Source organism: Pantoea sp. 1B4 (genome assembly GCF_016925765.1).
GTDB classification, from domain to species: domain Bacteria; phylum Pseudomonadota; class Gammaproteobacteria; order Enterobacterales; family Enterobacteriaceae; genus Pantoea; species Pantoea agglomerans.
On the sequence record NZ_JAEUWZ010000001.1, the window covers coordinates 3463393 to 3481637 of the forward strand.

Consider the following 18245-nt stretch of genomic DNA (forward strand, 5'->3'; position numbering starts at 1 on the left):
GCGCCGATTCAGGGCGAGGGCCAGGAGCGGCTCAGGCAATCCATCGCCACTGCCCTGAAGCGGGTGAAATCGGTGCTGTCCCGCAGGCGGGTCATCGCCCTTTCACGCAGGAACGTCACAAACAGATCGTATATCGCCATCGCCTCTTCATATTCACTTTTGCTGATCGCCAGCAGGAAAATGACATAGGCGGTATCGTCTCCCCAGGCAATGCCGTGCGGCGCCAGCACGGTGTAAACCACGGTTTTCTTTGCCAGCAGCCCCAGCGAGTGCGGCAGCGCAATGCCTTCGCCGAGCATGGTGCTGACAATCGCTTCGCGCTCTTCAACCGACGGATAGAACGCCGCATCCACAAATCCCTCCGCCTCCAGTTGATCGCACAGCTGGCGAAACAGTTCAGACTGGGTCATCGGCCTGTCGACGATATGAAAGTGCTGAGCATCAAAAAATTTCGCCAGCATATAGGGCCGGGTACGGTCCACCAGCACCAGCTTGCCAATCTGTTCCAGCTGAAAACCGGTGGGAAACGGCGACATCACCACCACCGGCTTCTCTTTTTCGCTGAGCCGGATGGTGGAGATAACAAAATCTTCGTCGATGCGGCTGCGCGCCTCATACTCGCGCTGGGACAGGCGGGCCGTGACCTGCAACTGCGGATATTTGCGCAGCAGCATCGCCTCAATCATTCGCAGCGTAGAGTTACCGCTGTCGCAGACCAGCAGCACCTGCGGATGACGCTGATAACCGACGTCATAGTGGCGCTCCAGCCCGACACCGATATGCAGCACCAGAAAGCCAATCTCATTCTCGGTGATGACGTAAGGGGTATATTTTCCCCAGCTGGTCACCGCCGCTAAGGTGACATCATAGGCCATGGGATAGTGCTGTTTGATGTTACTGAGCAGCGGGTTGGGAATATGAATCTGATAGCGCACCCGCGTAATCATGGTTTTGATGTGGGTGAGCAGGTCAGCACGCAGCTGCTGATCGTTTTGCAGATTGAAGTTGTAATGCGTGTTGATAAAGCTAAGCAGATAGTCCACCAGCGCGTCGGCGTCATCAGCATTGATGGCGCTGGGAGCAATCGCCTGAATGCGTCGCGCGGCGATATTGACCCGCAGCCAGTTCTCTTCCGCCGGTGAAATCGGTTTGCTGACCAGCGGGCGCATCAGATTAATCAGGTGATGGGCCGCTTCACGCACCTCATCACCAATCTCCTCTGCACCCGGATCGTTAAGCGGATAGCCTTCACTGATGCGCCGCACCGCCACGGCGCAGTAAAGCCGCAGATAGCGTTCACCCTCATCGCTGAGCCGAATGTTGTGCTGAGCAAAACAGCTTTGCAGCAGCGGGCGCAGCGTCTCCAGCATGCCGCTGTTCAGCGCTTCGATAGTGAGCAGCGGGCTCTCGGGCTGCGCCTGATCAATTTGCCATAACAGGTCGGTCAGGCAGGTACGAATTGCCACTTCGCTGCCAAACAGCTTCATGCCGTAGTGGGGCTTGCTCTCAATGGTGAGGTGATAGCGCCCCAGCCATTCGCGCACCTCCGCCATATCATTCTGCAGGGTGGCGCGGCTGACAAACCACTCTTCTGCCAGCTCTTCAAGTTTCAGGGAATAGGCGGCGGTAAGAAAGCGGGTCAGCAGGTAGCGAACCCGATCCGGCGAGGTGCGCGGCACCCGTAGCGGCGACGCGGTATGCTGTTGCAGATGCTGAAAGCGCTGAGCATCCTCAATCTTCAGCTGATAGCCCGCGCCGCGATTGAGGACAAACTGCGCGCCATGTTCTGCCAGCAGCGCATTCAGCGCCGTGATATCGGTACGCACGGTGCGTGTCGAGACGGCGAAACGCCGCGCCAGCTCATCCTGAGGCAGCGTTTCGTTTTGCATGGCATCGAACAGTTGCGCAAGGCGCTGATTGGGAAATCTCACAAGCGTTACCTGTTTGCAGACAGAAATAGGGAACATCAGCCTACGGAGATCGTCTCGCAACGTCCATGTTGCGCGATCTGCCTGTTGCAGGCAGATCGTGTTGATCTCTAAGCCAGCAGCGTTTTACAGATGGCCAGCAACTGCTTCACATCTACAACGCGGGTCTCTCCGCTGGCTTTGTCGATGATCGAACTGTAGACGTGCGGGATCACTTTGCTGACGCCCGACTCCAGCGCTATGCGCACGATCTCACCGAAATTTTCCAGATCGATGCCGCCGGTTGGCTCCAGCCAGAAATCCAGTTTTGCACAGACTTCCGCCACAGCGCGATACTCATCCACCGCCTGCAGACCGCCCATCGGGAAATATTTTACCGAGCTGCCGCCCATATCCTGCAGCATCGCGATCGCCGTTTCGACGGGCACGATCCCGTCACGCTGTTTTGAGCTGCGCGGTCCGGTGGAGATTTTCACCTGCCCTGGCGTGCCGGTGGGCGAGATCAGACCATTCACTATTGTCTTCGACTGCCCCAGCAGCGCACGGCTGGTGGCGACGCCGGTAAAGACCTGATTCACATGCTGCGGTTGCAGCACTGCCGCAATCTCACTCACCATCTGTGACTGGTTGGGATCGCCCGCACCCAGACCAATCGAGAGCGCATTATCGATCAGCGCGGCATACTCGCGCATATCGGCGATAGCGGCTTCATTGCTGGCGTAGTTTTTCGACAGCACGCCGACCAGCACATGCCCTTCTGCCGCCTGCCAGATAGCGCGTGCATTCTCTTTCGATCCCGCCAGTACGTTAAGGCAGAGACGATCCTGATAGAAATTGGGGGTCAGCGTCATGCGTTTTTCTCTCCGTTTAACAGTGCCTGAATGCGGGTGAAAATAGTGTGCAGTTGATCGGCGCTGACGCTGCGCACGTCCGCCTCAATGATCCCTTCGTTGGCTTTGTAGCCACGAAAGTAGATCGCCACATCGCCGTTTTTCAGCGCCTGCACCAGATCGCCGGTGCGCTGCTGGATCGCGGCTTCGTCGAACTTGATCTCAGCCCGGGCGATGTCGCGTCCGGCTGCGTCCCACACTACCCGGGCCGTCACGCCATTCAGACTGTTGAGCTGTTCAATGAACGGCGTCATTTTTTCCACCATCTGCGCGCCGCTGATTTTTGGCTGCGTCAGATAGTTTTCAATCGCCTGGGTCAGCCCCAGGATCCCCTCTTTGCCCACTTTCATCGCGCGGCCAATGCCGTTGGTCTGGCGTTTGACCCACTCAACGTAGTGGTGTCGGCCAATCACCAGCCCGCTGGTCGGCCCTTCAATCGCTTTTGCTCCGCTGTAGATCACCAGATCGGCACCCGCCTGGTAGTAGCATTGCAGATCCTCTTCTGCCGCCGCATCGACGATCAGCGGGACGCCATGCTGGCGCGCAACGGCTGCGGCCTGTGCCACATCGAGATGGCTCTTCTGCACACAGTGGTGCGATTTTACATAAAGGATCGCCGCGGTCTGTGGGGTGATCGCCGCCGCCAGCTGGGCGGGTGAGCACTCGTTGCTGTAACCCGCTTCCACCAGTTGCCCGCCACCCAGTGCCACCATGCTGCCGACCGGTGCGCCATAGTTCACGTTGTGCCCTTTCGGCACCACAATCTGATGCGGGACGGTCAGCGGCGCGGCATGCAGGTTATCCACCAGCCAGTCGTTGTCTTTCACAATCACCGCCGCCACGCTCTGGGCGATACCGGCCGAGGCGCAGGAGACCACCAGCGCGTTCTCCACCTTCAGCAGACCGGCGATATAAGCACCGGTCTTATCCACCAAATCTTTCATTTCGAAGTAGTGATCGAGGCCATATTTCACCGTATCGATCACCTCACTCGATGGCGTAGAGACGCCGAGGATCGTCATACGGCCAGAGGCATTAATCACCGGCTTCAGGCCATACTTTTCATATACCGAGGTCATGCGCTATTCCTTCTTCAGTCGCGATCCACGTACCAGCAACGACGGCCGCCAGCGGGACCAGATGCTTCTCACCTGCGACCTGTTCACCTTCTGAATCGATGAATGGCCGGGTTTCCTCTTTGACGCTAAACACTGTCAGATCGGCGTCGTAGCCCACTTTCAGCTGGCCTTTGCGCTGCAGGCGCAGTCCTGCCGCCGCATTGACCGTTACGCAGTCAATCACCTGCGGCAGGGTCATACCGACACTGAAAAATTTCGACATCACATGCGCCAGGTTGTGAACCGGTCCGGCCAGACGATTGCGGCAGTAGATGTCAGAGCTGATGGTGTCGGGCAGAATGCCCTGCGCAATCGCCGCGCGGGCGACTTCAAAGCTGAAGCTGGCACTGCCGTGGCCGACATCAAGTTTGACGCCACGCGCGATAGCCTGTTTTACCGCCGCTTTGAGTTCGCCCTGCGGCGTCAGGATACGGTTGGGTTTGCCGTTAAAGCAGTGCGTGATGATGTCACCCGTGGTGAGCAGATCCGCAATCTGGTCGAGATTGGGCGGATTATTGCCAATGTGAACCATCAGCGGCAGCCCGCCGGTTTCCTGCTGGATCGCCTTCGCTTTAATCAGCGGCTGCACACCATTCTCGCCCACCACGCTGCTGCTGATGCGCGCCTTGAGGCCGACAATAAAATCGGGCAGCCGCGCCACCGCCTGCTGCACCGCCTCGCCATCTATCTGCGTCATGTCAGCCAACTCATTCTGGGTGACGATGCCGGTGCGGGCGATATTGATCAGCGCATAAACCTGGGTCTGTGCCGCGCGTGTCAGCCGGTAAAAGTCATCAATGTGCTCTGCGCCGGTGCTGCCCGCATCGACAACCGTGGTGACGCCATGCGCTACGCCAATCGCATCCGCTTCATCATGATAAATTGGTGATTTGGGATAGCAGTGAACGTGGGAGTCGATCCAGCCTGCGCTGAGGTAGTAACGGCCAGCCAGATCGCGCTCGTGCTGCGCGTTACCCTGCACCTTGCCTATGGCGGCGATACGGCCATCCTGCAGCGCAATGTCGACCACCTGCTCATCGCTGAGACGCGCACCGCGAATAATCAAGTCGTACATGGTTTCTCCTTAACGGCAGCCCGCTGCCGGGCTGCCGGTGAGATCAGAGAGCAATCGGAAACAGTGCCCCAAGGATCATCGCGCCGAGGATTGCGCCGCCGGTAATGGGCTTGTTCCAGAGATAGAAGAGCAGCGCGCCCAGCAGCGAACCCAGGCCAATCGGAATGGATGCCGCCATGGCTGACAGGATGATCAGCGGCCCCAGAAAGCGCCCCGAGGCATTACCCGCACCCATCATCACGTCTGCGCCGTAGGTTGAGTCGCTCTGATTGATGGTGAATTTACGCGCCAGAATAATCAGGTAGCCAATCGCCACACCAATCACCAGGCCCGTCGCCAGCGAGGCAGCGAAGTTCGCCACCGGGAAGACAATGCCCGCACCCAGCAGCAGTGCCGGAACGCCCAGCCCGACGCCGGTCTGAATCGCCCCGCCGATATCCAGAATGCCCACCAGCGAGCCTTCGATGATACGGGCGAACAGGAAGCTGGCACCAAAGGCAGCGACCGCGCCGTAGACGCCGGTCTCCATGCCTGCGCGCAGCATCGACACAAACGCCACTTCGTTGAACGCGCCGATGCCATAGAGGTAATACATGTGTGTCCCGGCAAAGACGCCAGAAGAGAGCAGGCCAACAAAGATCGGGAAAGACCAGTCGGCGTACCAGAAGCCTTTATTTTCGTTCATCGCATCGCCTCTTATTTGCCGCTGACTGAGTTATGGATCATGTCGAGCCAGCCGGGAATGCCGAGCTGGAAGGACTGCAGCAGCTTCATATCGAAACCACGGAAGAAGCCGCTCAGCACAAATAGCAGCACGATGGCGGTCATCATGACTTTGGTGACCCGGTTCCAGCCGCTCTCTTCCACGCCTTTACCGATCAGGATTCCCAGCACCAGTCCCGGCACGGCGTTGCCCATGATCAGCTGCGCCAGACCGCCAAAAATGGTGGCCCAGAAGCCTGACTTTCTGCCCGCGTCGATCGCCGCCAGCCAGAAGATCACCGGCATGACGGTGTTCACCAGCAGGTTAGCGGCGGGCACCAGCACTTTGACCGCCGTGACCTGCAGCGCAGCCGGAACAGCCGAGGCGGTGGAGTTGAGGAAGGCGACCACGATCATGCCGATGATGCCGCAGGCGATGGCCATTTTTTTCGGATCGTGCAGCGTCTCCGCCACATTACGATTCTTCACCATCAAGGCGGCCGCACCCCAGTTTGGAATGATGCGATGATCCACATCCTGAGTGAATGAACCGGCTGCGACAGACGATGCCCAGGCATTGAAAAAGAAGCCAAGACCAAAGGAGAAGTGGGATGCCGGATCGCCCTCGCACGAGTTCAGCTCGCCCAGCGTACGGAAAGCGCCCATGCCCTGAGTGGTTGGCGCGTGGAACATGCGCGCCGCACCCGCACCGACGCCGACCCCTACCAGCCCGCCAATGATCAACGACTTAAACAAAATGATTAAAAACATGTTGTTGTACCTTGTTGTCGTTTTTACCTGCCCAATCGCACGCGCCGCATCGCCCACGCCTGATCATCGCAATGTCGCGACAGCAGAGCATCGGGCAAACGGCTGGCTGGCGTTAACAGGCTCTGTTTTACGATGCCGCCGTGAACGCCACCTGTTCGGTGTCGAAAACGGTGACGCTGACGGTGATCTCCAGCGTGACGCTGAAGCTCCGCCGTTGGCGCGCCAGAAAGAAGAAGAGAAACTTCTCGGTTTTGACGCTCTCCTGCGCGCGCAGCACCCGGACATCCTGAGGTTCAATGCGCAGCAGAATTTTTTGCGTCGCGCGCAGAACCTGGTTCTGCACACGACTCAGGGCATCGGCAAAGGCTTTCGCTTTGGTGTCGCCTTTGCCCTCGACCGTCACCTGGGTAACGTATTGTTCTTTCATAATCAGCTGCCGTGCTTCTTGTTCCAGGCCTGCACCAGCCGCTCGCCTAACTCTTCTTTATCCATAAAGCCGAAGCCCAGCACCGTGGCACCTTCATTAATGGCGGTGACGCCTTCGTCGACAGAACGCATGCCATGCTTTGCTTTGTAGCCATATTTGTTCTGAGCGGTGATAGCACCGGCGCCGCCGCTGCCGCAGAACGAGATGCCGAAATCGGCGTTTTCCGCCTTCATCACGTCACCCAGTTTCATGTCAGCGGCGACACCTGGCACCACGACGGCACGGCCACCCGCTTTTTCGATGCCCGCCGCCACTTTCTGTCCTTTACCTAAACGATCACCAATCACTACTGTTACCATCTTATGTTCCTCTCTGGTTGTTTGATCGCGCGACTTCAATATGCACTGACAGCAGCCAGGCCTCTTCGCGGGGCAGATTGCCAAACAGATCGACGACCTGCTGCGCCAGCGCTAACGTTTCCGGCGGAATATCCTCAAACAGCTCCGCTTCCACTTCCGGCAGCGGCTCACCGCTCAGCGAGCGTGACGCCATGGCACCGACATGTGATTGCAGCATCTGCTGCTGAACCGCATTGGGCTGAATACCCTGCTGCTGATAGATCGCAGCAATCTGCGTCATCACGCTGTCAGCCAGCTGTTGCACTTTCTCAGGTGCCGCTTCATACACCGGGACGCCGTTATTACTCACCTTGCTACTCCTGTTAAACCGGATAATTCGCGTTAAAAACAAATTAGCGGTCATCGCCCCGGCTGTGGAGAGGCAACATTTCCAGCAGCAAGTGGAAATTGAAGTGAAGGTTGTGCGTCAGATCGCAGGCTGCATGCTTAGTGCGACACGCGTCGCAGAATGCGTAATTTGATGGATTTAACCGTGTAAGACGGTGATGTTGTGCGGCGACAAGCCGGACGCGCGGGGGGTTCAGGGTGCGGTGATAAGCAGAAGTGATGGTAAAAAAACCGCCGGCCTGGCTGGCCGGCGATCTGATTAACGGAATTTCTTATGGTTGGTATTGCGGATGTCGTCGAACTTCGCTGCTTCGCGTTTCGCCCCGTCCACATTGTTGGCTTTCGCCAGCGCGCTGACCACATCGATCTGCGCGATCAGTGAGTCGATACCGGCATGGAAATCTTTCACCTGTGGGCTGTCAGCCGGCTGGCCTTCCAGCTTATCCGGCGTGCCCTGTCGCGCATCCTGTGCCGCGGCACGCATTTTGGTCAGCGCCTGCTGCATCTCCTGGGCATTGTCACTTTTTTTGACGATTTTCAGGTTCGCATTCAGTGTATCCATATCCTGCTCCAGATCCGCCGCATAGAGACTGACGCTGGAGAACAACAGAGAAGCCGACAACATTGCAATCACATGCTTACGCATCATTACTTCCTTTTTATTGTGATGAAAAAAAAGCAGCCAACCGGCTGCTTCAGGAATCCATCTTTATTGTCCCGCTATCTTCATCTCAGGCAGTAACACTGAACCGCACTGGATATTGCTGCGGGTTTCAATATCGTCACCGATGGTCACCATATTGCGCCACATCTCTTTGAGATTTCCGGCGATAGTCACTTCGCTGACCGGGTACTGAATAACGCCATTCTCGACCCAGAACCCGGCCGCACCGCGTGAGTAATCACCGGTAATGGCGCTGACGCCCTGTCCCATCAGTTCGGTCACCACTAACCCGGTGCCCATCTGCTTCAGCAGGTCGTCAAAGCTGTGGCCCTGGCCCGCAATGCGCCAGTTATGAATGCCGCCAGCGTGACCGGTGCTGGTCAGGCCCAGTTTGCGGGCTGAGTAGCTGGTTAACAGCCAGGTCTGCAGCACGCCATCTTTGATGATGTCGCGCGCCTGGGTACGCACCCCTTCGCTGTCGAATGGCGTGGAGGCGAGCCCTTTCAGCAGATGCGGCTGTTCATTGATGGTGAGCCACTCCGGCAGGATCTGCTGACCCATAGAATCCAGCAGGAAGGTCGATTTACGATAAACGTTGCCGCCGCTGATCGCGCCAACCAGATGACCAAATAAGCCTGTTGCCACTTCAGAGGCGAAAATCACCGGGGCTTTCATGGTCGGAAGTTTACGCGGTGCCAGACGGGAGAGCGTGCGGCGCGCGCACTCTGCACCGACCCACTCCGGGCTCTTCAAATCTTCAAACGCGCGTCCAATGGTGTAGGCGTAGTCGCGCTCCATATTACCATCCTGCTCGGCAATCACGCTGCTGGAGAGCGAGTGACGGCTTGAGCAGTAGCTCTGTAACATACCGTGGCTGTTGCCAAAGACTTTGATGCCGACGTGGCTGTTGAAGCTGCCACCTTCGGTATTGGTAATACGCTTGTCGGCGCGTAGTGATGCCTGTTCCGCCTGCGCAGCCAGTTCAATGGCGCGGTCAGCATCAATCTCCCACGGATGGTAGAGATCCAGGTCTGGCGCATCATAGGCCAGCAACTCTGCGTCGGCCGGACCGGCAAAGGGATCGGGCGAGGTATAGCGCGCAATATCAATCGCCGCCTGCACGGTGCGTTTGATCGCGTCCGGGCTGAGGTCGGTCGATGAGGCGCTGCCTTTACGATTCTGATGATAGACGGTGATGCCCAGCGCACCGTCGCTGTTGAATTCGACGTTTTCCACTTCGCCATAGCGGGTGCTGACCCCGATGCCGGTGGTTTTACTGACTGCCACTTCCGCGCTGTCAGTGCTTGCTTTAGCCAGTTCAAGTGCCTGCGCAATGGCCTGCTCCAGTACTTTTCGCTGTTCTGCAACCTGAGTAGATACGTTCATCGACCTGCCGTCTAATCTTATGTGTGAATGATTTGAGTCTATCAGAGTCAGAGAACAATTTCGCAGTCACCCGATAAACTGGTAGGATTAGCCTCTTTTTTTTGGGAGCCCGGAAATGACCAAACAGCCCGATGAGTGGCTCGACGATGTGCCAGATAATGACGAAGAAGAAGATGAAGAGATTATCTGGGTCAGTAAGAGTGAAATTAAACGCGATGCAGAAGAGTTAAAGCGCCTGGGTGCCGAACTGGTTGATCTGGGTAAAAACTCGCTGGATAAAATCCCGCTGGATGAGCGCCTGCGTACCGAAGTTGAACTGGCACAGCGCATCAAGAAAGAGGGTCGCCGCCGTCAGCTGCAGCTGATCGGTAAACTGCTGCGCAGTATTGATGTGGAGCCGATCCGCGTTGCGCTGGATAAGCTCAATAATCGCCATAACCAGCAGGTTGCGCTGTTCCATAAACTGGAAATGCTGCGCGATCGTCTGATTGAACAGGGTGATGAAGCGATGGGCGACGTGATTGCGCTTTATCCCGATGCCGATCGTCAGCAGTTACGCAGCATGATCCGTAACGCGCAGAAAGAGAAAGCGGGCAGCAAGCCGCCGAAGTCTGCCCGTCAGATTTTCCAGTATCTGCGCGAACTGGCCGAAGCGAAGTAACGCCATGGCGGGCAGCCTCGCCCGCCTCCCGGAAGCGCATTTATCGATAGATATAGAGAATACCGGTGCGCAACCGCAGCTGGCGTTCGCTCGATGTCGCAGAACGTCCGATATCGCCAAAGGTGACGTAAGGCACCCAGACGCGATCGTTGCCAAGCGCATAATCGAACTGTAACTCCTGTTCGTAATCATCATGTTTATTGGCAAAGAGTTTCGCATCCGCGTGTTTATACACCAGCTTATAGGTGGTGGTCAGCCGATCGCTTTTATTTCGCAGATAGAGATCAAAACGGTTGGCAGTGCGATGCCGGTCAGTATCGCAATAATCAATACCGCCGGTACGGCATTGATCGTCATGCGCATAATCGGTCAGCTCAAGACGATAAAGGCCACCGAGAGACCAGCGATCATTAAATTTATACCAGGGTGCCACACCAAATTTCCATTCAGTGCGCGAGGAGTTAAATTCTGGCTGAATAAAAGGCGACACTGTCCAGTTTCCCCAGTAATACGACTTCAGAAAGGTCACCTCCACTACGTTTAACACGGTGTCGTTATAATATTTGTCTTTTGGATCGGCGCCGCCGGTTTTGAATTTGGTTTCGACGCCGAGAAACATATTGTCCGGCAGCGTGGTGCTCAGACCCAGCTTGTCGTAGTGCGTGCGGTCGCGAAGGCGGTACTCATGCCGGTAATCAACGGTGGCCGTGGCCAGCGCCGCAGCAGAACTGCATAACAACGCGGCGCCCAGCAAAAACGACAATGAATTATTATTTCCCATATGAACATCCTTATTAGTGGTAATCAGAGCAATGAATTATCCGAACTCATTCGTTTAACCCAGAGTTAACTTATATTTAAAACCCTCATCAATATAAGAGCGCGCATAAAGAGAACCTGTTATTTATCCCTTTAACTTTAACGCGTTAATTATTATTCCTCAGTTACTACAGGGATGATGCTAGAAATAACCGGCGAGAGCGGCCTTTCTGTTTCAGACACTAACAATAAAAATATGGCAACGGCAGGAAGAGTGAGCAGATCGAATTCAAAAATATGCGGGATTTATTGAGGGAATAATATTTCCGGAGATAATGCTTTTTAAAAAAAAAGCGCCCGAAACGGGCGCCTGTGACATTATGCCAGCCTGTCCAGCAGCTTCTGGTGGATGCCACCAAACCCGCCGTTGCTCATGACCAGAATCGTGTCGCCTGGCTGAGCGGCTTTGGCCACCATTTCCACCAGGGTATCGATATCCGCGCTCCAGTGCGCAGGCGGAATGCACGCTTCTGCGACATCTGATACCTGCCACGGAATATGGTGCGGCTGGAACAGAAAGACCTCATCAGCACGTGCCAGCGACGGTGCCAGATCGTTCTTGCTGACGCCCATCTTCATGGTATTAGAGCGTGGCTCCAGCACAGCCAGGATACGCGCTCTGCCGCCAACTTTGCTACGCAGGGCAGCCAGCGTCGCCAGAATCGCGGTCGGATGGTGGGCGAAGTCATCATAGACTTTGATGCTGTTCACTTCGCCGCGCAACTCCAGCCGTCGACGCGCATTGATAAAGCTGTTCAGCGCCTGGCCTGCATCTTCCGGCTTCACACCCACATGGCGCGCGGCAGCAATCGCCATCAGCCCGTTGTGCATATTGTGTTCACCCACCAGCGCCCAGTTCACTTCCCCGACTTTTTCGCCGTCGAGCCAGATTTCCCAGTGAGACGCATCGTTGGTGAGCTTCTTCGCCTGCCAGCGCCCGTGCTCGCCGACGTTCTCCTGTTCGCTCCAGCAGCCCATCGCCATCACCTGTTTGAGGTTAGGATCATGTTCCGGCAGCAGGATCTTGCCCTGGCCCGGCACGATCCGCACCAGATGGTGGAACTGCTTCTGGATCGCCCGCAGATCGTCAAAGATATCGGCGTGATCAAACTCAAGATTATTGAGGATCAGCGTACGTGGGCAGTAATGGACAAACTTGGAACGCTTATCGAAAAACGCGCAGTCGTACTCATCCGCCTCAATCACGAAGAATGGACTTTTTCCTAATTTTGCCGAGACATCGAAGTTTCCGGGCACACCACCAATAATAAAGCCTGGCTCAAGGCTGCAGGCCTCGAGAATCCACGCTGCCATGCCGGCTGTGGTGGTTTTGCCGTGGGTTCCCGCGACCGCCAGCACCCAGCGATCGCGCAGCACGAAATCGTGCAGCCACTGCGGGCCAGAGAGGTAAGGAATGTTGCGTTCCAGCACCGCTTCCACGCAAGGATTACCCCGCGTCATCGCGTTGCCGATTATCACCAGGTCAGGCACCGGGTCAAGCTGACTGGCGTCATAACCTTCTGTTAATTCAATACCTTGCTGTTCAAGCAGAGTACTCATAGGTGGGTAAACGTTGGCGTCTGACCCGGTCACCTGATGACCAAGTGAACGGGCCAGCATCGCCAGACCGCCCATAAAAGTGCCACAAATCCCGAGGATGTGAATGCGCATTACGTGATCCATTACTCAAAAGTTCGGCGCACAGTGTAACGCCGCTCGCAGATGGAAGAAACGGATTAGGACTATGGTTTTTGAAGTTCAATCGGCTAAACTGCGTACGCATCCGTTGGCAGACTGTTACGCGTGCTGCCACTCCATCGAAGATTCAGGGAATGTGTTATGAAAACGTTGGGCGAATTTATCGTCGAGAAGCAGCATGACTTTCCGCACGCTACAGGTGAACTGACAGCGCTGATTTCCGCTATTAAGCTGGGTGCCAAAATCATCCACCGCGATATCAACAAAGCCGGTTTAGTGGATATTCTGGGTGCCAGCGGCGTCGAGAATATTCAGGGTGAGCAGCAGATGAAACTTGATCTGTTTGCCAACGAGAAACTGAAGGCAGCACTGAAAGCACGCGGCATCGTCGCCGGTATCGCTTCTGAGGAAGAAGACGAGTTTGTGATCTTTGAAGGTGAAGAAAACGGTAAGTACGTGGTGTTAATGGATCCACTGGATGGTTCTTCTAACATCGACGTTAACGTTTCCGTCGGCACCATTTTCTCTATCTACCGCCGCGTCAGCGAGCCGGGTACGCCGGTTGTTGAAGCGGACTTCATGCAGCCAGGCAACAAGCAGGTCGCTGCCGGTTACGTGGTTTACGGCTCCTCCACCATGATGGTTTATACCACCGGTGCAGGCGTGCATGCGTTTACTTACGATCCGTCTCTGGGTGTGTTCTGCCTCAGCCACGAACGTATGACCTATCCACCAACGGGTTACACCTACTCCATTAACGAAGGTAACTACATTCGTTTCCCGCAGGGTGTGAAGAAATATCTGAAGTTCTGTCAGGAAGAGGATCTGCCCACGCACCGTCCTTATACCTCACGTTACATCGGATCGCTGGTCGCGGATTTCCATCGTAACCTGCTGAAAGGCGGCATCTACCTCTACCCAAGCACCGCCAGCCATCCTCAGGGTAAGCTGCGTCTGCTGTATGAGTGCAACCCGATGGCGTTCCTGGCAGAGCAGGCGGGCGGTAAAGCCAGCGACGGTCAGAAGCGTATTCTGGATATTCCACCGGTCACGCTGCACCAGCGCTGTCCGTTCTACTGCGGTAACGAGGCGATGGTGAACGACGTTGAGCGTTTCCTGGCCGAGTTCCCGGATTGCCGTCAGGGTTAATCCGGCAGTGGTAAGGTAAAATTTTAAAAGCCTGCTCAATGCAGGCTTTTTTTATTGTTTCGCTAATAGTGCGTCTCAGCCGCATCGCGATGCTGGTAATAATGGGCTATCTCTTTTTCAGCTCGTTTGCGCATACCTGAATTAGCGGGAAAATGAACTAATCCTGCAAAATATAAAAGCAGCCCCAGAAAACTGATGAATAAGCCAAAAAAAGGAGCCAGCAGACATTATGAATATCCCCAATGCCAATGCTGCCAGACCTATAACTAAAAGCATAAAAGCAGTGCAAATTCTGGAGCTTATCTTAGATTTATTGAAATATAGCTTTCCACCATTATCGATACTCAAAACATATTGATGGACAGCAAAATACTTAAAATCTGTTATTTCACTCGAATGGTTAATGATGCCAATAACTTCCTGCTGAATTATCCTGTTTTTTATACCATAAATCTGCTGATTCGATAGTGTCACATAACGATTCTTAAGATGCGTTGACTCTTCCTTTTCGATAATTCCATCATTAATTTTATTTTTCAAAAGTTTAATTTTATTGCTAAGTGTATGCTGAAAAACATGTTCGACCTTAATATTTTTAGCAATCCGCCGACATAAATAAAATAAAGTAAGCAATATCACAGCCAACATGACATTAAGAGGCGAACGCTCCAACAGGGAAGTTAGCCTTTCAAGGGTTTCAACGAATACAGTATCCATATTCTCAGTCCTGATTATTTACAATAATGATTTATTATCCATGCTAACTAAAAAAACATTAGATAAAAATAACTTAGGCTCAAAGAACAGTTAACATGTCGACTTTAGTAAAAATGAGAAAAAAGAATGAGCGCATCATAAATGCGCTCACCATTTTTACGCCGTCTGCAACCTGAACTGCGCCATGGTTGCCTGAAGCTGATCGGACTGCGCTTCCAGCGACTGGGTTGCGGCGGTGGCCTGCTCCACCAGCGCCGCGTTCTGCTGCGCCGCCGCATCCATCTGTGTGACCGCCAGATTGACCTGCTCAATGCCACGGCTCTGTTCGTCGGAGGCCATCGAGATCTCTTTCATCAGTGCCGTTACGCGCATGACCTCACCAGAAATCTCATCCATGGTTTCCCCGGCCCGCGTCGCCATCTCGCTGCCCTCTTTCACCCTCGACTGTGAATCACTAATCAGCGTACGGATCTCTTTGGCCGCGTTAGCGCTGCGCTGCGCCAGCGTGCGCACTTCGTTTGCCACCACCGCAAAGCCACGGCCCTGTTCGCCTGCGCGCGCCGCTTCAACGGCGGCGTTGAGTGCCAGGATATTGGTCTGGAAGGCGATACCATCAATCACGCCAAGAATGTCGCCGATACGATTGGCACTGTCGGTAATCTCATGCATTTTTTCCATCACATAGCAGACCACCTCCGCGCCGCGATCGGCAGTATCAGAGACCGCGTTAGCCAGCTGGTGCGCCTGCTGGGCATTGCTGGCGTTAAGCCGCACGGTTGCCGTGAGCTGCTCCATGCTGGCGGCAGTCTGCTCCAGCGAGGCGGCGGACTCTTCGGTACGCTGCGACAGATTGACGTTGCCCGCGGCCAGTTCACGACTGCCGATGTCGATCTGCATACTCGCTTCGCGCACCTGACTCACCGAGGTACGCAACGACTGCTGCATCCCGGCGAGCGCATGATTAAGCCGCCCCAGCTCATTGTTGCCCGACGGTGGCAGCGCCTGCGAGAGGTCGCCCGCCGCGACCTGCTCAAGATGGAGAATGGCCAGGTTCAGCGGCTGCAGCAGCATCCGGCGCAGCAGTTGCCAGGCGAGCACCAGCAGCAGCAGTGTTAATACCACCGCCACGGCGATCAGGATTTTCATTTTGGTTTCGTTGTAGGCCGCCTGCGCCAGCTGGGCCTGGGTGATCTGATCGGCCAGCTGGCTGAAGTCCGTGACAGCCTTGTTGTAGCTGGCCGCCAGCGTCGCCAGGTTGCCTTCCAGCAGCTGGTAATACTCGTCGGTATATTGCTTATCCAGGGCGTTCATCATCGGTTTGATGCCCTGGTCGAGATAGGCTTTGTAACTGGCCGAAACCGCATCGGCCAGCTTTTTGCCGTGCGCCGTCACCGTTCCGGCGTCCACAAAGCGCTTCAGGCTTTGCTGTGATGAGACCACATCCGCCTGCGACAGTTTTGTTACTGCCGCCCCCTCTTCCAGCAAACCAATTTCAATTTTACGCACCGCCAGCGCGGCGTTAGCGCGGGCCCGCATCAGATCGGCATTGCTCTGGTAAAGACTGTTCAGCTCGATCCCCTGAATGCGGTTGATCACATCCAGCGAGCGATTCCCTTTGTTAATTGCCACGATACCCATAAAACTCACCGCCAACAGCAGCAGTGTCATAAATGCCAGCAATGCCAGCAACCCCGTGCGAAGTGATAACTGTTTCATCCAGATAGTTTCCGTGTATGTGAAAAGGCAAATTTTCCAGCGGCCCTAAAACGGATGAAGTATCGGCAGTAACGGCGCGAAACTTTAACCCTGATTAGTGTTAACAACTTGATCATCACGGGAACATCCATCAAGCTAATCGCCGCTTATCCGTTATCCGGAGAAAAGAATGAAACCAGGATTACTTCTGATGCTGCTGTGCCTCAGCACGGCGGCGCTGGCAGAGGATTTGCCGACAGACGCCTCGCCCGATCGCTGCCTCAATGACGCCTCTACTACCCTTGCCATGAACCAGTGCTACGCTGCGGCTAATCGGGCCTGGGATCAGGAGATGAATAAGCAGTACAACAAACTGATGAAAACCCTCTCCGGCGAACCTAAAAACAAACTGCGTGCAGCGCAGCGCGCCTGGCTGAGCTACCGCGACAGCTGGCTTGAGGCGAGCCGCAGCCAGCTCAGTTCGCAAGGCTCGCTGGGCAGCGTGGCGCTGAGCGCTCAGAGCCTGAGCCTGGTGCGCAATCAGGCACTGATGCTGCAGTCACTTGGTAAAGGCAGCTGTGCTAACCCCGATGACTGCTGATCGATAACCGGCTTTTGCGCTGGCTGAAGTCAGCGCGCTCATTAACCTTCAGGGAGAAACCATGGCTGCTTACGCCTCGACCATCATTCTGATTTGCCTCGCCGTGCTGAGTTATTTCGTTCACAACAACGCGGTCACGATTTCGATTCTGGTGCTGCTGGCGATTAAAATTACCCCGCTGGCTCAGTTCTTCCCCTACGTAGAAAAACAGGGCATTACCTTAGGCATCATTATTCTTACCGTGGCGGTGATGGCCCCGCTGGCAAGCGGCTCACTGCCCGCCTCTGCGCTGATCAAGTCGTTTGCTAACTGGAAGTCGATTGTGGCGATTCTGGTGGGGATCTTTGTCGCCTGGCTGGGCGGCCGTGGCGTGAACTTTATGAGCGTCCAGCCTTCGGTGATTGGTGGTCTGCTGATTGGTACAGTGATTGGCGTGGCGTTCTTCCGTGGGGTGCCGGTAGGACCACTGATTGCCGCAGGCATTGTTTCGCTGTTTGTGGCGGCTAAGTAGCGTTTGGGCGCATTCCGAAACGCCAAAAAGGGGGGGCATACTTTCAGAGTCAGTTGGCTATAATAGCCGACACTCAACATACGACTACTGAAGGAATGCCAGATGAGTTTGAACCAGGTGCCAGCAGGTAAAGACCTGCCAGAAGATATCTACGTTGTCATTGAGATCCCAGCGAATGCTGATCCGATCAAATATGAAGTTGATAAAGAGTCTGGTGCCCTGTTTGTAGACCGTTTCATGTCTACCGCCATGTTCTATCCGTGCAACTACGGCTACATCAACCATACCCTTTCTCTGGATGGTGATCCGGTTGACGTACTGGTTCCGACCCCGTATCCACTGGTTCCAGGCTCAGTGATCCGCTGCCGTCCGGTTGGCGTGCTGAAAATGACCGACGAGTCTGGCGAAGATGCCAAACTGGTTGCCGTTCCGCACACCAAACTCTCTAAAGAGTACGATCACATCAAAGATGTGAACGACCTGCCAGAACTGCTGCGTGCACAGATCACCCACTTCTTTGAGCACTACAAAGATCTGGAAAAAGGCAAATGGGTGAAAGTGGATGGCTGGGATAATGCCGAAGCCGCTAAAGCTGAAATCATCTCCTCTTACGAGCGCGCACAGAAGAAGTAATTCTGCTGCCGGTTTGTGAGTCGAAAAAAAAACACCGTCCGGATGGACGGTGTT

Annotated in this window: 20 protein-coding genes; 5 read left to right on the forward strand and 15 right to left on the reverse strand. The window is 55.1% G+C overall.

Going from position 1 to position 18245, the window contains the following annotated elements; genetic code table 11:
* Positions 1-8: 8 nt before the first annotated feature.
* From JNO11_RS16590 to pmbA, 11 genes are all read right to left on the reverse strand, one after another.
* Positions 9-1931, reverse strand: coding sequence for a PRD domain-containing protein (locus JNO11_RS16590; RefSeq protein ID WP_031594357.1), 1923 nt, complete (start codon positions 1929-1931; stop codon positions 9-11).
* Between the two features lie 107 nt (positions 1932-2038).
* On the reverse strand, positions 2039-2779 hold the full coding sequence (locus JNO11_RS16595; RefSeq protein WP_325177514.1) for a KDGP aldolase family protein: 741 nt from the start codon (positions 2777-2779) through the stop codon (positions 2039-2041).
* Positions 2776-3897 carry a DgaE family pyridoxal phosphate-dependent ammonia lyase gene (locus tag JNO11_RS16600; protein WP_033769812.1) on the reverse strand — a complete coding sequence of 374 codons (1122 nt, stop codon included), beginning with the start codon at positions 3895-3897 and terminating at the stop codon, positions 2776-2778. Before JNO11_RS16600 ends, JNO11_RS16595 begins: the two co-directional genes overlap by 4 nt.
* Positions 3881-5011 (reverse strand): amidohydrolase/deacetylase family metallohydrolase, encoded by a 1131-nt coding sequence (locus tag JNO11_RS16605; RefSeq protein ID WP_154210841.1) that lies wholly within the window; start codon positions 5009-5011, stop codon positions 3881-3883. Before JNO11_RS16605 ends, JNO11_RS16600 begins: the two co-directional genes overlap by 17 nt.
* Before the next feature lie 43 nt (positions 5012-5054).
* Positions 5055-5696 (reverse strand): DUF4310 family protein, encoded by a 642-nt coding sequence (locus JNO11_RS16610; RefSeq protein ID WP_010256482.1) that lies wholly within the window; start codon positions 5694-5696, stop codon positions 5055-5057.
* A gap of 11 nt (positions 5697-5707) precedes the next feature.
* Positions 5708-6484 carry a DUF4311 domain-containing protein gene (locus JNO11_RS16615; RefSeq protein ID WP_010256480.1) on the reverse strand — a complete coding sequence of 259 codons (777 nt, stop codon included), beginning with the start codon at positions 6482-6484 and terminating at the stop codon, positions 5708-5710.
* A 127-nt stretch (positions 6485-6611) separates the two neighbouring features.
* Complete coding sequence (locus JNO11_RS16620) at positions 6612-6911, reverse strand: DUF4312 family protein (protein WP_010256479.1); 300 nt, start codon at positions 6909-6911, stop codon at positions 6612-6614.
* 2 nt (positions 6912-6913) lie between these two features.
* The gene (locus tag JNO11_RS16625; RefSeq protein ID WP_010256477.1) at positions 6914-7270 is read right to left on the reverse strand and encodes an SFCGS family glycine-rich protein; all 357 of its coding nucleotides are present in this window, start codon (positions 7268-7270) and stop codon (positions 6914-6916) included.
* Position 7271: 1 nt separating this feature from the next.
* Positions 7272-7619 carry a glycine dehydrogenase gene (locus tag JNO11_RS16630; protein ID WP_022623928.1) on the reverse strand — a complete coding sequence of 116 codons (348 nt, stop codon included), beginning with the start codon at positions 7617-7619 and terminating at the stop codon, positions 7272-7274.
* 297 nt (positions 7620-7916) lie between these two features.
* Entirely contained in the window at positions 7917-8303 is a 387-nt protein-coding gene (cybC, locus tag JNO11_RS16635; RefSeq protein WP_010256473.1) for a cytochrome b562, read from the reverse strand.
* Positions 8304-8366: 63 nt separating this feature from the next.
* Positions 8367-9707, reverse strand: coding sequence for a metalloprotease PmbA (gene pmbA / locus JNO11_RS16640; protein WP_010256470.1), 1341 nt, complete (start codon positions 9705-9707; stop codon positions 8367-8369).
* 115 nt (positions 9708-9822) lie between these two features.
* On the opposite strand from pmbA, the gene yjgA reads away from it, so the two are divergent.
* The gene (yjgA, locus tag JNO11_RS16645; RefSeq protein ID WP_010256467.1) at positions 9823-10368 is read left to right on the forward strand and encodes a ribosome biogenesis factor YjgA; all 546 of its coding nucleotides are present in this window, start codon (positions 9823-9825) and stop codon (positions 10366-10368) included.
* Between the two features lie 40 nt (positions 10369-10408).
* Here the strand turns inward: yjgA and JNO11_RS16650 are convergent, their stop codons facing one another.
* Positions 10409-11149, reverse strand: coding sequence for an oligogalacturonate-specific porin KdgM family protein (locus JNO11_RS16650; protein ID WP_010256466.1), 741 nt, complete (start codon positions 11147-11149; stop codon positions 10409-10411).
* 356 nt (positions 11150-11505) lie between these two features.
* Complete coding sequence (gene mpl, locus JNO11_RS16655) at positions 11506-12858, reverse strand: UDP-N-acetylmuramate:L-alanyl-gamma-D-glutamyl-meso-diaminopimelate ligase (protein WP_325177515.1); 1353 nt, start codon at positions 12856-12858, stop codon at positions 11506-11508.
* Between the two features lie 168 nt (positions 12859-13026).
* Between mpl and fbp the strand changes: the two genes are divergently transcribed.
* Complete coding sequence (fbp, locus tag JNO11_RS16660; RefSeq protein ID WP_010256459.1) at positions 13027-14034, forward strand: class 1 fructose-bisphosphatase; 1008 nt, start codon at positions 13027-13029, stop codon at positions 14032-14034.
* Between the two features lie 141 nt (positions 14035-14175).
* Here the strand turns inward: fbp and JNO11_RS16665 are convergent, their stop codons facing one another.
* A complete protein-coding gene (locus tag JNO11_RS16665) occupies positions 14176-14751 on the reverse strand; it encodes a hypothetical protein (RefSeq protein WP_325177516.1) in 576 nt (191 codons plus the stop codon).
* Between the two features lie 156 nt (positions 14752-14907).
* Entirely contained in the window at positions 14908-16467 is a 1560-nt protein-coding gene (locus tag JNO11_RS16670; protein WP_010256457.1) for a methyl-accepting chemotaxis protein, read from the reverse strand.
* Positions 16468-16636: 169 nt separating this feature from the next.
* Between JNO11_RS16670 and JNO11_RS16675 the strand changes: the two genes are divergently transcribed.
* From JNO11_RS16675 to ppa, 3 genes are all read left to right on the forward strand, one after another.
* On the forward strand, positions 16637-17047 hold the full coding sequence (locus JNO11_RS16675; RefSeq protein WP_320513747.1) for a lysozyme inhibitor LprI family protein: 411 nt from the start codon (positions 16637-16639) through the stop codon (positions 17045-17047).
* 61 nt (positions 17048-17108) lie between these two features.
* Complete coding sequence (locus JNO11_RS16680; RefSeq protein ID WP_003855520.1) at positions 17109-17558, forward strand: DUF441 domain-containing protein; 450 nt, start codon at positions 17109-17111, stop codon at positions 17556-17558.
* A gap of 102 nt (positions 17559-17660) precedes the next feature.
* Positions 17661-18191: an inorganic diphosphatase gene (ppa, locus tag JNO11_RS16685; protein WP_003855519.1), complete on the forward strand. Its 531-nt coding sequence runs from the start codon at positions 17661-17663 to the stop codon at positions 18189-18191.
* Positions 18192-18245: the final 54 nt, after the last annotated feature.

What these genes read in the sequence shown, in the direction of transcription:
- JNO11_RS16595 (WP_325177514.1), bottom strand. Translation starts at nt 2,779, where the DNA reads ATGACGCTGACCCCCAATTTCTATCAGGATCGTCTCTGCCTTAACGTA.
- JNO11_RS16600 (WP_033769812.1), bottom strand. Translation starts at nt 3,897, where the DNA reads ATGACCTCGGTATATGAAAAGTATGGCCTGAAGCCGGTGATTAATGCC.
- JNO11_RS16605 (WP_154210841.1), bottom strand. Translation starts at nt 5,011, where the DNA reads ATGTACGACTTGATTATTCGCGGTGCGCGTCTCAGCGATGAGCAGGTG.
- JNO11_RS16610 (WP_010256482.1), bottom strand. Translation starts at nt 5,696, where the DNA reads ATGAACGAAAATAAAGGCTTCTGGTACGCCGACTGGTCTTTCCCGATC.
- JNO11_RS16615 (WP_010256480.1), bottom strand. Translation starts at nt 6,484, where the DNA reads ATGTTTTTAATCATTTTGTTTAAGTCGTTGATCATTGGCGGGCTGGTA.
- JNO11_RS16620 (WP_010256479.1), bottom strand. Translation starts at nt 6,911, where the DNA reads ATGAAAGAACAATACGTTACCCAGGTGACGGTCGAGGGCAAAGGCGAC.
- JNO11_RS16625 (WP_010256477.1), bottom strand. Translation starts at nt 7,270, where the DNA reads ATGGTAACAGTAGTGATTGGTGATCGTTTAGGTAAAGGACAGAAAGTG.
- cybC (WP_010256473.1), bottom strand. Translation starts at nt 8,303, where the DNA reads ATGCGTAAGCATGTGATTGCAATGTTGTCGGCTTCTCTGTTGTTCTCC.
- pmbA (WP_010256470.1), bottom strand. Translation starts at nt 9,707, where the DNA reads ATGAACGTATCTACTCAGGTTGCAGAACAGCGAAAAGTACTGGAGCAG.
- yjgA (WP_010256467.1), top strand. Translation starts at nt 9,823, where the DNA reads ATGACCAAACAGCCCGATGAGTGGCTCGACGATGTGCCAGATAATGAC.
- JNO11_RS16650 (WP_010256466.1), bottom strand. Translation starts at nt 11,149, where the DNA reads ATGGGAAATAATAATTCATTGTCGTTTTTGCTGGGCGCCGCGTTGTTA.
- mpl (WP_325177515.1), bottom strand. Translation starts at nt 12,858, where the DNA reads ATGCGCATTCACATCCTCGGGATTTGTGGCACTTTTATGGGCGGTCTG.
- fbp (WP_010256459.1), top strand. Translation starts at nt 13,027, where the DNA reads ATGAAAACGTTGGGCGAATTTATCGTCGAGAAGCAGCATGACTTTCCG.
- JNO11_RS16665 (WP_325177516.1), bottom strand. Translation starts at nt 14,751, where the DNA reads ATGGATACTGTATTCGTTGAAACCCTTGAAAGGCTAACTTCCCTGTTG.
- JNO11_RS16670 (WP_010256457.1), bottom strand. Translation starts at nt 16,467, where the DNA reads ATGAAACAGTTATCACTTCGCACGGGGTTGCTGGCATTGCTGGCATTT.
- JNO11_RS16675 (WP_320513747.1), top strand. Translation starts at nt 16,637, where the DNA reads ATGAAACCAGGATTACTTCTGATGCTGCTGTGCCTCAGCACGGCGGCG.
- JNO11_RS16680 (WP_003855520.1), top strand. Translation starts at nt 17,109, where the DNA reads ATGGCTGCTTACGCCTCGACCATCATTCTGATTTGCCTCGCCGTGCTG.
- ppa (WP_003855519.1), top strand. Translation starts at nt 17,661, where the DNA reads ATGAGTTTGAACCAGGTGCCAGCAGGTAAAGACCTGCCAGAAGATATC.